Here is a 13,703-nt window from a genome sequence, read left to right on the forward strand (position 1 = left end):
TCTTTTGATTTATAAGTTATTGTTCATTTCTTTTTTCGTTGTCAGTTGCAGATACTCGTTCAAGTCCTTGCAACCGTCATAGAGGGCGGAACGGTCACAGACACGTTCCCCATAGTGTCCTTTCAGCATTTCCAACGTCCGCCGTCCGGCTTCGTCACGGTCGAGGTAACAGTCTATGCGCCCGTAACCGTCCAGATACCTCATAGCCTTTTCCACATTGGCGACGGAGTTCAGCACAAGGCAGTCGCCCGTTTCCAATCCGAGCGTGACGGCGGAAAGAAAGTCCATGAAGCCCTCGAACACGCTGCACACATCAGCCTGAGAACTTTCCATTTTGACCAGCGACACATCCTTCGGAGGCACGCTGCCTTTGAAAAAACGGCTGCGGATTTCAAAGCCGCCCGCTACGTTCGGAAAACCGACGGCGAAATACCGCTTGCCACGCACTCTATAATTCAGTCGGCAACAATACCGGGATGCAATGCCGTAAGGGATGCCACGTTCCGCCAGATAGTCCGTCAGTGGAGAATGAAGCAGTGGGGCGGTTTCCATACCCTCAAAGGCAGGTTCTGACCGTTTAGGCAGGAAAGTCGGTTTACTCACTTCGGGAACAGGCATAGGCATATTGGCGGTTTCCGCTATGAACTTCACTTGTTCCATGAAGTCGTTGCTTCCGATAAACTCCCCGGCAAGCGTGAAGATGTCACCGCCCTTGCCCGTTCCGAAGTCGTACCAAAGCTGTTTTGCCACGTTCACACGGAAAGAGGGCGTGCGCTCATTGCGGTATGGCGCACGATACCACAACTCGTTGCCGCTTCTTCGGACAGGCTCATGTCCTAACCGTGCGAGGAAGTCCGCAAGGGGTATCTGCCTCATGGCGTCGATTTCCGTCCGTTCCATGCAGTGCGTTAGTTAATGATAAACTTGATGCCCACGCCCCACTGCGTATGAAACTTCCTCGTGTCGCCACCCCACAGGCAACGCTCCCGGAGATTGGCAAGCAGAGCAATACGGTCAGCCACGTAAAGCTCCATATCGAGCGTCAGCGCACCACCGTAGATGAAGGCGTCCCGGTCATGGAGCGTGGAGCCGTCATGCAGCACCTTCTCGCCCCAGTTCACTGATTCATATCCGGCAAGAGCCGAAGCCCCTGCATAGACGAACACGATTTTTCGGGCATCGGAAAGTATTTTGAAGTAGTATCCGCCCTCCGCCGTGAACTGCGCCACGGGTATTTTCCCGTCCTTGTAAGGGTTGTTCTTCAACAGGTATTCGCCACCGAACACCCATTTGTTCCCCTTTTTCGTGTAGGTGGAAAGAGCCGCCCCGAAACTGTATCCGCCGTCGTTGCCGCCGGGATTGAAGCCGTCCGCCATATTCGCCCTGACCTCGATGCCCTGCATCTTCGGCAGGCATCGCTGGGCGTGCGCTTGCCCCGTACACAGGGCAAGCGACGCGATGATTATTGCGATGTACTTTCTCATGGTCAGCGCACTTGAAGTTCGTTGATGGTATTGGCACGTACCAAGTCCTCGTTTTCAATCACGAAAGACTGGTGGCGACCTCCGTTCTTCTCGTTGAGTTCCACCACGATGCATTTGTCATCGGGGATGGTGAACTTCGCCATCGTGAATACCGTGCGCTCGCTCTTCTTGCCCGGCACGAGCGTGGCGTAATTCTGCGCACGGAGCGGCAAGATGATCTGCTCCTGCACGGCGGTACGCTTCGCCACCTTCTTGTCCACGATTTTCCATGTGACGTAGTCCACATCGAAAGGCACGTTGCTCTGGTTCTTTATCTCCGTATGGAAATAGAGCAAACCGTTATGCGTGTAGATACCTTTAAGCAGGTACTGGATGCCGAATCGCTTGCAGCCGATGTGCTTCACCTCGCGCTTGTTCTGCTTGTGGATGGACTTCATGATAAGGCGCACCAGCATCGGGCTTTCGCTACCCAGTTCCTTCAGATAGATTTCCTGCGCGTTGTTCGGGCGGTTTACCTTCTCGCCGTCATGGATGAAGTCGCACATCTCCACGTTGAGCAGCAGCGGTTCGGCTGCATATTTCACGTTGAAGGTATAGAAACTACCGTCCTCCGTTATAACGGACATATTGGTTTCGTTCGGGAAGTTCCTCACGGTAGCTTTCACGCGGATGACGTTCTCCGCTCCGTCGGCTTTGCCCGCAATCAGGTCGGGCGAGCCTAAATCGACATAACGCACTTCCGAGGGGAAAATGACGTGGACGGTCTTGTCGTAGGTCACTTCCAAACCGTGCGGGGGAACCATGCGGTCGAAGGTCAGCTTCTTTGTCAGCCCGTGATACAGGTCGCCGTCCGCCTCCTTCTGCGGATAGACCTCCTTTGTCAAGGTCGGTTGTTGGCTTTGCCTTCCTCCTCCTTGCAAGGCATAGTCAAGCGAGCTTGCCTCTGCTCTCGCTTCGTTCGTCGGTTCACTTCCATTGTCCGTTCCAACGGTTACGTTCTCCTGCGCGTTGGCAGTTACGATGCCCATAGCGAGGGCAAACATGATGATTACTTTTCTCATTACTTTGGATTTTAGTGGTAAATAAAAATTGGATTGTTGTTGCTTTTTCTGTTTTCAATTTCTGTCCTGATAGAGCATGACCTTGTACCCGGCTTTCAGATGCACTTTGACGGTACGCATCTTCTTGGCGATATACTGGCTCGTGCCTTGTATCAGCCCCTTGCCCAAGTCGGAGGCGAGCTGTGCCCCTGCGTTGGTGGATATATTGATGCTGCTGCCCAGCGATCCGCCCATGTTGGCGGCAACCTCCCTAACGGCATTCATTTCCATAGAGTTCGGAATGAAGATACCGGGCTGCCCGTCCGTGTCATACACCTCCAGCTCTACCGGGATAATCGTACCAGCATATTCCAGCGACGTGATTTCAATATCAAGCCGTTCGCCCTGAATCTTTGCCGTGCCTACCACCACCGCATTACGGGGGATGATTTTGTCCGCTACCGCCATCGGCTCCAACAGACGGAGCTTGACAGCCTGCCCGTCCGTCACACTCTGCGCCCCATAAACGCACGCCGATATGGTGTTTTTGTCCGATACGGTCGTGACGCCCACCGCCGTATTGAAACTGCGGTTACGCTCTTGCGAGAAGGAGGCGACAAACTCGGCGTTGCTCATCGGCTGTGAGAGCGAGGATACAACCTGATGCGCCACCAGCCTGACAGGTGCAGCCGTGTTCTTTCCGGTTTTCTGCACGGGGCAAGGCTCTGCCGCCTGTCCGACAGGTGGCTGTGTGCCGTTCTGTCCGCCCATGTACTTTGCCGCCAGTTCATAGGACTTCTCCATGAGTGCCACTTGGTCATCCATAGCGGACACCTTGCCTTTCTCGCTTTCCAATTCCGATTCCAGCGAGGCGATACGCTCCAACAGTTCATCCATTTCCGCATTGTCGTTCTTCGGTTGCTCATAGAAGTTGCCGAGCGTGGCATTGAGGTCGCGGTAGGCGGCTGCGGAGGATTGGATGGTCTTCGGTGCGGACTTCACGTTCTCTTCCGTTCCTCCGGGATTGGCAAGGTCGAAGTCCCTGCCGCTGTCCGTTTCCGCCACCTCGCGGTCGAACATATCGCCCAGTTCCTGCATGGCGCGGCTGCGGTTCTCCTGCCGTTCCTCCATCGCCCCCTGTTCGTATGCTTTCGCCTTGTCGCCGATAATCTGACGGTTCGCCTTGTCTGCGTCGGGCATTTCGATGTTGTAACCTCCCGTCCCCGGTTGCTGCTCCTTGTCGGAAGATGGGGCGAATATCAGCCACATCGCCCCGATGAATACCAGCACCATAGCGGGCAGCACTATCATTTTCTGACGTTTCAGCCTTTGGGCTTCGGTCAGCGGCTTGCGCTCCTTGGCTTTGCCTTCCTCCTTCGCGCCTTGGCCATTCAAGCAGGCTTGATGGCTCTCGGCTTGGCGTCGGTTCTTCGGTTTCCCGTTGTCGGGAGCCGCCTTGTTCTCGTTTTTAGGTTCATTCTTCGTCTGTTCCATATAAATAAAGTATTACATTATGATTGTTGTCCGGCTTTACGGACAGTTCCACCTGTCCGGCATGGTCTGTTGCTATCCGGCTGCCGTCATTCCTGCCGATGTCATAGACGGCTTTGCCGAAGGTGTAGAGGGCAAGCACCGCGAAAGCGGCGAGCATCGCCAGCACGATGCGTTTGCGTGTCTTCGGGGGCAAACCGTCCAGATAGCCTTTGAGCCTTGCCACCAGCATTTTCTTTTTGTCGTGGATCCTCCAGTACGCACGCCAAAATGATTTTCTGATTTTCTTCATATCCGTTTACCTTTTGATGGTTTGTAAATCCTTGTTCTCGATGATGGTGAATCCCTCGATGGTGAAACCGTTGGGATTGTCGTCCGAACGGGACGAGTTCAAGAGGCGGCACGTGGTCACGAGGCTGCGCTCGGTGACGTTGCTTTGCCGGATGATCTTCTGTGTGGCGTAGGTCACGGCACGGTAGGGATAGCCGTTGAAGTCGCATACCACGCTGTCCACCTTCAGCACCTGATTGATGTTTCCGGCGATGATGCGGTTGTAGTATCCCTTCTCGGCGAAGTCCGAATAGTAGTTGTACACGCTTTTGTCTGCCAGCAGCAGGGCGCGTTTCACGTTATGCTCTATCGCGCTCTTTTCGGGTGAGAGTGTGAAGAAAAGCTCGTGGAAGCGGCGCACGTGTTCCCTTGCCTCCGCCGGACGATTCTGCGACAAGTCCTGCGAGAGAGCCAGCATCAGCGACTTGCCGTTGTCCAGCACGTAAATCTTTTCCCGTTGCCGTTCCGCAAAGCGGTAGGAACTCCACACGCTCCATACCGTTATCACGGCGCACAGCGAGAGGAAGACGATACCGAACAGGCGTATCTGCCTGAACGATGATTCGATGTTTTTAAGTGACTTAAATTCCATTGTTATTTATTCGTTTTTAATTGTCAGTTGATTATTTCAGCAGTTTCCCGGCACGTCCGACCACGTTTCCTGCGGTTGCACCCGCCACGCTGCCCGCCATGCTTCCGGCTCGTCCTGCCGTCTGGTTCACGTTGCGACCGTAGCTTCCCATGCCTCCGGCTTGGATAATCCAGCCTGCTACCGTGGGGATGGTGAAATAGCCGATGATTCCTATGATCATGAAGACGATATACACACCGTCGCTCGAATCCAGCGAGAAGTTCGGGTCAGCCTGCATGCGCTCGATGTCGCTTTGCAGCATCAGCACCTGAATCTTCGCCAGTATGGTGCTGAACATATCCGACACGGGCAGCCACAGATAAACCTGTATGTAGCGGCATATCCACTGTGTGAGTGTACTTTGAAAGCCGTCCCATACCGATATGGCGAAGGCTATCGGACCGAGTATCGCCAGCACCACGAGAAAAAAGGTGCGGATGGTGTCTATCACGAGGGCGGCGGCTTGGAACATCAGTTCCAGTATCTCGCGGAAGAAATCGCGGATGCCTTTCTTCATGTTGTACATCCCACGTTCGATATACATTCCCGCCATCGTTACCATGTCGCCGGGCGACCAGCCCAGTTCCTCCAGCTGTTTGTCAAACTCCTCGTTTGACACAAGGTAGGCGGTTTCGGGGTTGCGCATCATCGCCTCGTATTCCAGTTTGTCTTTCTGCTCACGGTACTGGTTCATGTCCAGCGTTTCCGCCTCCAGCATCTTTGCCGTGCCCTGCACAACGGGCGACATGATACTGTTTATCGTGCCTAATACCACCGTCGGGAAGAACATGATGCACAAGCCTATCGCAAAGGGGCGGAGCATGGGGAACACGTCTATCGGTTCGGCTCTCGCCAGCGACTGCCACACCCGGTAGGCGACGTAGAACAGCGCACCCAGCCCGGCGATGCCTTTCGCCACGCCCGCCATGTCCCCGCATAGCGGCATCATCTGCTCGTAGAGCGAGCGCAGAATCTGGTGAAGGTTGTCGAAATTCATAGGCTACCAGTATCTTTCGTTCATGTTCCCGTACAGCCCCATGATGCGGTCGAGGTCGTTCTTCTTCTTCGCCCGCAGGTAGCTCACGCTGATGTTCTTGTTGGTGTAGTAGCTCACGAGGTTGCGGTAATGCTTCATCTTGGAGTAGCAGCGTTCCACCACATCCATGCGCTCCTTGTCCGTCATGGAGAGCGTGGTGATGTTCACCACGTTCCTCAGCTCCGTCAGCACGTCGTTGGATTCCTCCAACAGCTTGGTGTAGCCAAAGGCGATGGCTCCCAGTTCCTCCACCGTGAAGTTGTCGTCACGCATCATCCTCTGGAAGCTGGTCACATAGGTGTCGGTGATGTCACCCACCATCAGGATGGTCTGCTGCACCTTCCGGGCGTCCTTTACCAGATTGTTCACGGATTTGAGTGCGTCGTAATACTTCTTGCCCTGCTCGTAAATCTTCACCGTCTCTTGAAAATTTTTTATCATATTCTGGGCGGTCGTGGAAGTGTGTACCACGTTCTTGGAAGTGTTCACGATGCTCTGCGCGATGTTGGACGGGTCTATCACCGCCCACTGTGCGCTTGCCCTGCCGACTGCAAACAGGCACAGGCAGATAATAAATGTTATTCTTGTTCTCATGTTACTTTGGATTTTAGTGGTTATCGTTATTGCTCGCTTATCGGATGGTCCGGTTTCGGATTCACACGCACGTAGTCCCCGTTCGGCGAGAAGGTCAGGATGTCCGTCGCTTCGTTGTAGGACACGTCGATACGGAAGCCGGTGTTCATGAACAGGTTGCCGTTCTCCTCCTGCAAGAGATAGGTTTCCGGCTTTAGTTTGCGGCGGATGCCGCTCCGCTTGAATACCGTCACCTTATAGGCTTCGCCCTCCTTGTAGATAAGCACGTCGGGCTTGCCTTCCACACTTTCCCAGTTCCCGCAAAGCAGATCACGGCGATTGTCCGCTACATCGCAGGATTGCAGCATCATGACCGCCAGCCCGATTAAACACTTGCTGACTTGCAGCATTTTCGTTCTTGATATACTCATACGCATTTTCTTTTTTAGTTGATGAATCTGTTTTTACTTATTCCTTCGTCTTTCGGCAAGCTGCCGGATGGCGGCTTCGATGTCGCCGCCCAGCTGCTCCGCCAGACGGTAAACCTCCACCTTCTCCGTTTCTTCAGTGGTGTACGCCAGATACTCTTCAGCACTAACTTCGGTGGCATAGACCGCCGACTGCGTGCCGCCCAGTCCGATCCAGACTTCCTTGTAGAGCCTTGACGGGTTGTTCGCCATGTTGATGGAGAGTATCTGCGACTTCTCCTTCTCCGTCAGCCCCAACAGGGACTGTATGGCATCAAACTTGTTCATGTACTTCCGCTGGTCGAGGAGTATCTTGCAGTCGGAATTATTGATGATGCTCTCCTTGACGACGGGCGAGGAAATGATGTCGTCCACCTCCTGCGTCACCACGATTGCCTCCCCGTAATACTTGCGCACGGTCTTGTACATATAGCGCAGGTACTCAGCCATGTTCGCCGAAGAGAGAGCCTTCCAAGCCTCTTCCACTATCAGCTGTTTGCGCACGCCTTTCAGACGGCGCATCTTGTTGATGAAGGCTTCCATGATGATGATTGTTACCACAGGGAAAAGTTCGCGATTTTCCTTAATACTGTCAATTTCGAAGACAATGAACCGCTTGCCGAGCAGGTCGATGTTCTCCGTGGAGTTGAGCAGGAAGTCGTAGCGTCCTCCCCGGTAATACTGCCGCATGGTGGTGAGCATATTGTCGATGTTGAAATCGGACTTCTCCACCTTTATCTCACGTTCTGCCAGTTCGCGGCGGTAGTCGTCACGCATATACTCGTAGAAGGTGTTGAACGAGGGGATGATGCTCCTGTCAGCCCTGATACACTCGATATAGGCGTTCACCGCACTGCCCAGTTCGCCGCTCTCCGTCTTCGTCACTTTGTCGTCCTCCGACTTCCAGAGCGTCAGCAGCAATGTCTTGATACTGTCCTTCTTCTCCACGTCGAACACGTAATCATCGGTGTAGAACGGGTTGAACGAAATCGGTTTCTCCTCCGTGTAGGTGAAGTACACGCCGTCCGCCCCGTTTGTTTTGCGCCGGATCATCTCGCACAAGCCCTGATAGGAGTTTCCCGTGTCCACCAGCACTACGTGCGTACCCTGCTCGTAGTATTGCCTCACGAGGTGGTTCATAAAGAAGGATTTGCCGCTGCCCGAAGGACCTAATACGAACTTGTTGCGGTTGGTGGTGATGCCCCGCTTCATCGGCAGGTCAGAGATGTCGAGGTGCAGCGGCTTTCCCGTTAGCCTGTCCACCATCTTGATACCGAAGGGCGATAGCGAACTGCGGTAGTTAGTTTCCTCCGTAAAGAGGCACACAGCCTGCTCGATGAAGGTGTGGAAACTCTCTTCCGCCGGGAAGTCCGCCGCGTTGCCGGGCATCGCCGCCCAGTAGAGCGTCGGGCAGTCGATGGTGTTGTGGCGCGGCACGCACTCCATGCTCGCCAGCTGGCTGCCCACGTCGTTCTTGATATGTTTCAGTTCCTCCGTGTCATCGCTCCACGCCATGACGTTGAAGTGCGCCCGTACCGATGTCAGCCCGTAGGAATGGGCTTCGTTCAGGTACTGGTCTATCCACTCGCGGTTGATGCTGTTGCTCCGGCTGTATCGGGATAGCGACTGCATATTCCTCGCGGACTTCTCGAACTTCTGTAAATTTTCCTCGCTGTTGTCGATAATCACATACTGGTTGTAGATGTGGTTGCAGGAGAGCAGCAGCCCCACGGGTGAGGCGAAGGAGAGACGGCAGTCCGAGCGGTCGGTGGAGAGTTTCTCGTAGCGGATGTCGGTAGCCACCTTTCCGGGCATATCCTCCGCGTCGGAGAGGGTGTGCAGGCACAGGCGGTTGTCGCCGATGCGCATTTCCTTTGCCGAGAGGTCGATGTCCTGCAAGGTCGTGTCGCCTTCAGGCATGAGCGAGAAGTAACGCTCTATCAGCCCGGCGGACTTCTCCGTCCCGACAATCTCATCGATGGAGAGGCGGCGGAGTCTCACGAAGCCGCTGTCGTTCATGATGCGCTCGAACTGTTCAGCGGCCTCCATGAACTTCCCGGCGGTTTCCTTGTCCAGCTCCTTCGGGATGATATGCCCACGGCACAGCGTGCTGAAATTGCTCTGCATCCGGTTACGCTCCTTTGTCGTCTTGGTCAGGTAGAGGTAGCAGGAGTGTTTCAGGTACGGACGCTCGTTGAAGTGTCGTTCAAATGAACGGCTCAAGAAACTCATGTCGTCTTTCTGTAACTCCGGCTTGTAGCGTTCCTTGATGAACCAGTCCTGCTTATGCACGACGCAGAAGTCCGGCAGTACCTTGATAGCCTTGCACCAGCAGCCGTGTATCGCCTCGTACTCCGCGCCCGTCACGGTATAAAGCTCCGGCAGTTCCACCTCAAAAGCCACCGTGATGTCGGCGTCTTTGGAAATGATGCAGCCATGTTCCACAGCCAGCAGGGGGAACTTGTTTTCCAGTGTTGTCATTTTGGATGTATTTCTCATGTCGTTTCTTCCTTTCGTTGCCGTTTGAATAATCGGGTGATCCGCCGCCGGTTGATAAGGTATCGGGGATGGCTCCTTATAGCTCCTAATTTCATAAGCCCGTGTTCGCCGTACCGGGCGTTCAGCGCGAAGGTCTGCCATACGAGGACGGAAGACGATGCCGCGCCGAAGCCGATACATATCCACTGGTCGATGCCGACCATATAGAGGATGACGAACAGGATGAAGAGTGCCAGCAGGCCTCCGCAGAAGATGAAGAGGTACTGAGCCTTTAGACCCTTGAACTCGACCGGACGACCGATACCCTTGTTTATCGGGTATTCAGCCATACATTGTTTATTAAAGGAAGAATGAGCGCAGGATAGTCGCAGCTACAATTAAAAAAATACATGCGCCGAACCACGAGGCTGCGGTTTTCGAGGTATCCGGGTCGCCGGATGAAAACTTGCCATAGACTTTTACGCCTCCGATAAGACCGACCACCGCGCCGATGGCATAGATAAGTTTCGTGCCGGGGTCAAAATACGAACTCACCATAGAGGTGGCTTCGTTGATGCCTGCGATGCCGTTTCCCTGCGCAAATGCGGAGGCGGTTGCGGCAATCATAAGTGCCGCAGAGATGATGAACTTTTGTCTGATGTTCTTATTCATAAACTGTTCTTTTTGTGCCGTCCAAAGGGTGGATAGTCCTTTTTCGGGCGGTTGATACTTGATTACTTTACTTTGGTTTAGTGGTTGCCCGTTTGTTTCCACGGACTTGGGTGTGTCCGTTGCGGGTTGGCTGTACCTTGTACTGCCGTGCGCATGGTGTGATGCCGTCTTACGTTTTCATTTCCACTCTTTTTTAGCCGTTATACATAGTCCCGGATATTGAACTCGTCAATGTTGTCGGGTACGGTAAATTCCTTTTTCGGCTTCTTCAGCCGGACTTCGATAAGCCCCTTGATACGGATGCTCAGTTCCGTCGAGCCGGACATCAGTTTCTCGTACAGTTCCGTTCCTTCCATATCGGAGAAGACCTTTGCCGCACGTTCCCGTTCTGCCGTTGTCGCTTCCGGGTTCTTGGCTGCCCTGACCGCATCGTCTATCTCGTCAAAACTGCTTCCCGTAGCTCTCGGTGTGTCGGGCGTTCCGTCCTCCGGTTCATCCTCCCCGAACTCCAGTTCCGAAGGCGGGATGCTCGTGAAGGTTTCATCGAGTTTTTCCTCCGGGACTTGTGCCGGGTGGGACACGGTTTCCGTGTTTCCATCGTCAAAAGTAGCCTCTTCCTCCGACAGCTCAATGCCTTTTTTCGAAGTGGCGGCTTCTTGCGTCAGTATGGCAGCGGTTGTCCGGGTTGATGCCATCTTGAAATGGCTCCTGCCGATGATGTCCGATGTTTCTCCGGGAGGTGTTTCCCGTGCCGTTTCCTGCTTCACCTCCGTGCCGCCCAATGACCGCCAAAACCCGGCAATGCCTTTAAGGAAGCGGACGAATCTCGTTTCCATGATGCGGTCGTAGAGCAGCAGGAACAGGAACCACAGGTTGCAGCCGACCGATACGGTCAGGAGAATGTCAGTCATGTTCATAATTCTACTCTGGGGACTGCGTTTAACATACGGTTCAGTTCGTCACGGTGTGTACGGAGAAACTCGCTTACCACGTTCTCAGTGAAGTCGGCCATTGTGACTTCACCATCACCCAGCCAGCGGACAATCATGGCAACCTTGTCATGGGTCTCTTTGCTGATGGACACTTGTTTCCCTTCCCTTGCCTTGAAACCTGATTTTTTCAGGAAGGCACGATAATCATTCTTTTTTCTTCTCATTTCTTTTTCTTTTTGATGATTAAAATACTGCGTCGTAATTCCGGGCGTAAAGGCTCTTTATCGCCTCTTCGCACTGGTTGAAGTGGTGTGTAAGCACATGGTCGATGTAGGCGGACAGCGAAAGCCTGTCATGCCCGATTACACGGGTTATGCGCATGATGCGGTCGTGATACTCCGGGCGCACGTATGCCATCTTCCCCTCGCGTGCCTTTACTTCGGGTTCACGGATGAAAAGCCGTTCATAGTCCTTTTCTCTGCATTTGCCGCCTACCGGCACGGGCGACAGGATTTCCACACTCGCCTGCACTTGGGCAAGCAAACCTCCGCCGTCATGGTGCGGACTTCTGTTTTTCTGATTCTTTTCCTGATTCATATCCATTGTATATTATTTACTCTTTATACTTTTGCATAAACATTCAACATCAAAGTGTGGAATAAGACCGAGTATCCATTAGTCAAAAAGACCGTAGAATATGTTCTGCCCCCACACTTTTACATCAGAAACCGGATAGTTCAATGGGCTTTTGACCCCGCATTCGCAATGGTGGTTCAAGATGTATAGATGTTGTCTCAATAAATTGTTAAGACTATGACCTACGTTGGAATTGATGTCAGTAAGGCTACTTTCGTCGTGGCTTATTCTTCTGCCAAGAACAGTAAGACCAAGACTTTCAAGAACACGACCAAAGGTGTTCATATTCAAATTAAGTCTTCACGTTGTTTCTTGTACAGTTCGTTTATTTTCTCCTTGTGCTGTTCCAGATGTTGGCGCAGCACGGTGTCCACGTAGCCGCCTACCGAGATTTCCCGTCCGGCGATGTCATTCACGATTTTAAGAATCTTGCTGTGTACGTCCCGGCTGATATAGACGCACTGGCGTGTCTTTATCTCGTTGCGGCGGAGGAACAGACCGGAATAGTCGTCCTCTTGCCGTTTGCGGCGGGCGATGTCTTTCTGCACCTTCTCCCTTGACGGGGATGCCGTGGGCGGTGGTTCCGTTTCCGGGACGCTCTCTTCTTCGGGGGCAGGCACGGGCGGCTCCTGTGCGCGGTACAGAGTCCCGTCCTGCTTGCGCCTGCCGATGGAGGCTATCAACAGTTCCTCGTCAATGCCTTCGGTGTTCACTTTCCTGCTGCCCATGCTCATTGAGGTTTGATGATACGGCTGATTTCTTCCGAGAACTCACGGATACCGCTCCCTTTCAGAAGGGACACATCCATCGGGAAGATGGTAGAGCGGAATACGCTCTTGCGCTCTTCCGAGAGGTCACGCCGGAACTTCTTGCTGTCGGGCAGGCGGGTGGACAACACCGACAACCCCATTTCGGCAATCACATCTTCATACAGGTCGTACAGCCCGTTCTTCTCCCTGCCGTCCACCATCGTCCAGAACAGGTACAGCCCTTTTGTTTTCGCCTGCCCCGTCGTCATGAGGTTGTCACGGAACATCACGGCGAATTGCAGGGTGCTTTCCACGACAAAGCGGTCGGCACTCATGGGCGCGAAGATGTAATCCATCTGTGAGAGGGTCTTTACCACACCGTTGCTTTTCAGCGTTCCCGGCATATCGAAGAACACGATGTCCGGTTTCGCATCTTCTTCGGCAAGCATCCTTTCGGCATCGTCAAGGGCGTTGAGGGCGTCGCTTGCAATGACCGGATAGGCGTTCTTTTTTATTTTGCGGAAGTGGTCACACGCGAGTGCCTTGAAATAGAGGCTCTCGTCGATAAGTTTCGTTTCACGTTCACGCAGTCCGTGGATGCTGTGTTGCGGGGCGTCGCAATCTATGACGGCGACATTGTGACCTTGCACGTTGTGGAGGTAGCTGGCGGCAAGAGCCGTGACGGTCGATTTTCCAATACCTCCCTTTTGTGTTGCGAATGCAACGAAGATTTCATTACTCATGGTTCTATTGCTTTTAATGGTTGATAAATTGTTTTCCTGTTCCTGTACGGAAGCGGTGACATACATATCCGCGTCCGTGAATCATTATCCGGGCGGTCCGTCACGTATCCGCTTCAATGGCGAAGCCGGGATTCGGATAACCGGTGAATGACGGCATTGCGTCATGAAGTCATTGAATCCGTGAATCACCACGTCACTGGAAAACCGGGTATCCGACGGTTCGGATATTCGGTTTGGCAAATATCCGCCGAAGCGGTTTGCCGGGTATCTGAAAGTTCCTTTTTCCATATCTTCAAATCGTTCGTTTCTTGAATCATGCTGCAAATAAACAAGGATATTTTTGAATCTGTATCACTTCTCCGGCAAGTGGCAGCACGTTGCGCCGGTTGGCACTGATTGTCCGGGTCAAGCCTCTGTCCGATACCGCGTTAAGGGCGTAAC

The 13,703-nt window shown here is 53.4% G+C and carries 18 protein-coding genes and 1 pseudogene; 1 reads left to right on the forward strand and 18 read right to left on the reverse strand.

Annotated features, from left to right (window positions below):
- Window positions 1–9 precede the first annotated feature (9 nt).
- From QK890_RS09670 to QK890_RS09740, 15 genes are all read right to left on the reverse strand, one after another.
- Window positions 10–900, reverse strand: a complete 891-nt coding sequence (locus QK890_RS09670) for a toprim domain-containing protein (protein ID WP_005809191.1) — start codon at window positions 898–900, stop codon at window positions 10–12.
- Between the two features lie 8 nt (window positions 901–908).
- On the reverse strand, window positions 909–1,484 hold the full coding sequence (locus tag QK890_RS09675) for a conjugal transfer protein TraO (protein WP_005809192.1): 576 nt from the start codon (window positions 1,482–1,484) through the stop codon (window positions 909–911).
- A 2-nt stretch (window positions 1,485–1,486) separates the two neighbouring features.
- On the reverse strand, window positions 1,487–2,545 hold the full coding sequence (gene traN / locus QK890_RS09680) for a conjugative transposon protein TraN (protein ID WP_005809194.1): 1,059 nt from the start codon (window positions 2,543–2,545) through the stop codon (window positions 1,487–1,489).
- A gap of 54 nt (window positions 2,546–2,599) precedes the next feature.
- Window positions 2,600–4,018, reverse strand: a complete 1,419-nt coding sequence (gene traM / locus QK890_RS09685; protein WP_005809196.1) for a conjugative transposon protein TraM — start codon at window positions 4,016–4,018, stop codon at window positions 2,600–2,602.
- Window positions 3,999–4,307 carry a TraL conjugative transposon family protein gene (locus QK890_RS09690; RefSeq protein ID WP_005809197.1) on the reverse strand — a complete coding sequence of 103 codons (309 nt, stop codon included), beginning with the start codon at window positions 4,305–4,307 and terminating at the stop codon, window positions 3,999–4,001. The genes traM and QK890_RS09690 overlap by 20 nt, the downstream gene beginning before the upstream one ends.
- A gap of 6 nt (window positions 4,308–4,313) precedes the next feature.
- The gene (gene traK / locus QK890_RS09695; protein ID WP_004308925.1) at window positions 4,314–4,937 is read right to left on the reverse strand and encodes a conjugative transposon protein TraK; all 624 of its coding nucleotides are present in this window, start codon (window positions 4,935–4,937) and stop codon (window positions 4,314–4,316) included.
- Between the two features lie 31 nt (window positions 4,938–4,968).
- A complete protein-coding gene (gene traJ, locus QK890_RS09700; protein ID WP_005809199.1) occupies window positions 4,969–5,973 on the reverse strand; it encodes a conjugative transposon protein TraJ in 1,005 nt (334 codons plus the stop codon).
- 3 nt (window positions 5,974–5,976) lie between these two features.
- Window positions 5,977–6,606: a DUF4141 domain-containing protein gene (locus QK890_RS09705; RefSeq protein WP_005809201.1), complete on the reverse strand. Its 630-nt coding sequence runs from the start codon at window positions 6,604–6,606 to the stop codon at window positions 5,977–5,979.
- A gap of 26 nt (window positions 6,607–6,632) precedes the next feature.
- Complete coding sequence (locus QK890_RS09710; protein ID WP_005809203.1) at window positions 6,633–7,016, reverse strand: DUF3876 domain-containing protein; 384 nt, start codon at window positions 7,014–7,016, stop codon at window positions 6,633–6,635.
- A 33-nt stretch (window positions 7,017–7,049) separates the two neighbouring features.
- Window positions 7,050–9,551, reverse strand: coding sequence for a TraG family conjugative transposon ATPase (locus QK890_RS09715; protein WP_005809205.1), 2,502 nt, complete (start codon window positions 9,549–9,551; stop codon window positions 7,050–7,052).
- The gene (locus QK890_RS09720) at window positions 9,548–9,880 is read right to left on the reverse strand and encodes a DUF4133 domain-containing protein (protein WP_005809208.1); all 333 of its coding nucleotides are present in this window, start codon (window positions 9,878–9,880) and stop codon (window positions 9,548–9,550) included. Before QK890_RS09720 ends, QK890_RS09715 begins: the two co-directional genes overlap by 4 nt.
- A 10-nt stretch (window positions 9,881–9,890) precedes the next feature.
- Window positions 9,891–10,202, reverse strand: a complete 312-nt coding sequence (locus QK890_RS09725) for a DUF4134 domain-containing protein (protein WP_005809211.1) — start codon at window positions 10,200–10,202, stop codon at window positions 9,891–9,893.
- A 200-nt stretch (window positions 10,203–10,402) separates the two neighbouring features.
- On the reverse strand, window positions 10,403–11,119 hold the full coding sequence (locus QK890_RS09730) for a hypothetical protein (RefSeq protein WP_005809212.1): 717 nt from the start codon (window positions 11,117–11,119) through the stop codon (window positions 10,403–10,405).
- Complete coding sequence (locus QK890_RS09735; RefSeq protein WP_255419346.1) at window positions 11,116–11,397, reverse strand: DUF3408 domain-containing protein; 282 nt, start codon at window positions 11,395–11,397, stop codon at window positions 11,116–11,118. The genes QK890_RS09730 and QK890_RS09735 overlap by 4 nt, the downstream gene beginning before the upstream one ends.
- Window positions 11,378–11,731, reverse strand: a complete 354-nt coding sequence (locus QK890_RS09740; protein WP_005809216.1) for a DUF3408 domain-containing protein — start codon at window positions 11,729–11,731, stop codon at window positions 11,378–11,380. Before QK890_RS09740 ends, QK890_RS09735 begins: the two co-directional genes overlap by 20 nt.
- A 216-nt stretch (window positions 11,732–11,947) precedes the next feature.
- On the opposite strand from QK890_RS09740, the pseudogene QK890_RS09745 reads away from it, so the two are divergent.
- Window positions 11,948–12,055, forward strand: a pseudogene (locus QK890_RS09745) (IS110 family transposase); the annotation flags it as partial.
- Window positions 12,056–12,057: 2 nt separating this feature from the next.
- Here QK890_RS09745 and QK890_RS09750 read toward each other — a convergent pair.
- From QK890_RS09750 to QK890_RS09760, 3 genes are read right to left on the reverse strand one after another with little or no spacing between them, the layout of a single operon-like run.
- Window positions 12,058–12,498, reverse strand: coding sequence for a DUF3408 domain-containing protein (locus QK890_RS09750; protein WP_032538179.1), 441 nt, complete (start codon window positions 12,496–12,498; stop codon window positions 12,058–12,060).
- A 2-nt stretch (window positions 12,499–12,500) separates the two neighbouring features.
- Complete coding sequence (locus QK890_RS09755) at window positions 12,501–13,328, reverse strand: ParA family protein (RefSeq protein WP_229035918.1); 828 nt, start codon at window positions 13,326–13,328, stop codon at window positions 12,501–12,503.
- 18 nt (window positions 13,329–13,346) lie between these two features.
- The gene (locus QK890_RS09760) at window positions 13,347–13,550 is read right to left on the reverse strand and encodes a hypothetical protein (protein ID WP_032538122.1); all 204 of its coding nucleotides are present in this window, start codon (window positions 13,548–13,550) and stop codon (window positions 13,347–13,349) included.
- Between the last annotated feature and the right edge of the window lie 153 nt (window positions 13,551–13,703).

It is taken from the genome of Bacteroides sp. NGMCC 1.200775, from assembly GCF_040798045.1.
Taxonomy (GTDB): Bacteria; Bacteroidota; Bacteroidia; order Bacteroidales; family Bacteroidaceae; genus Bacteroides; species Bacteroides hominis.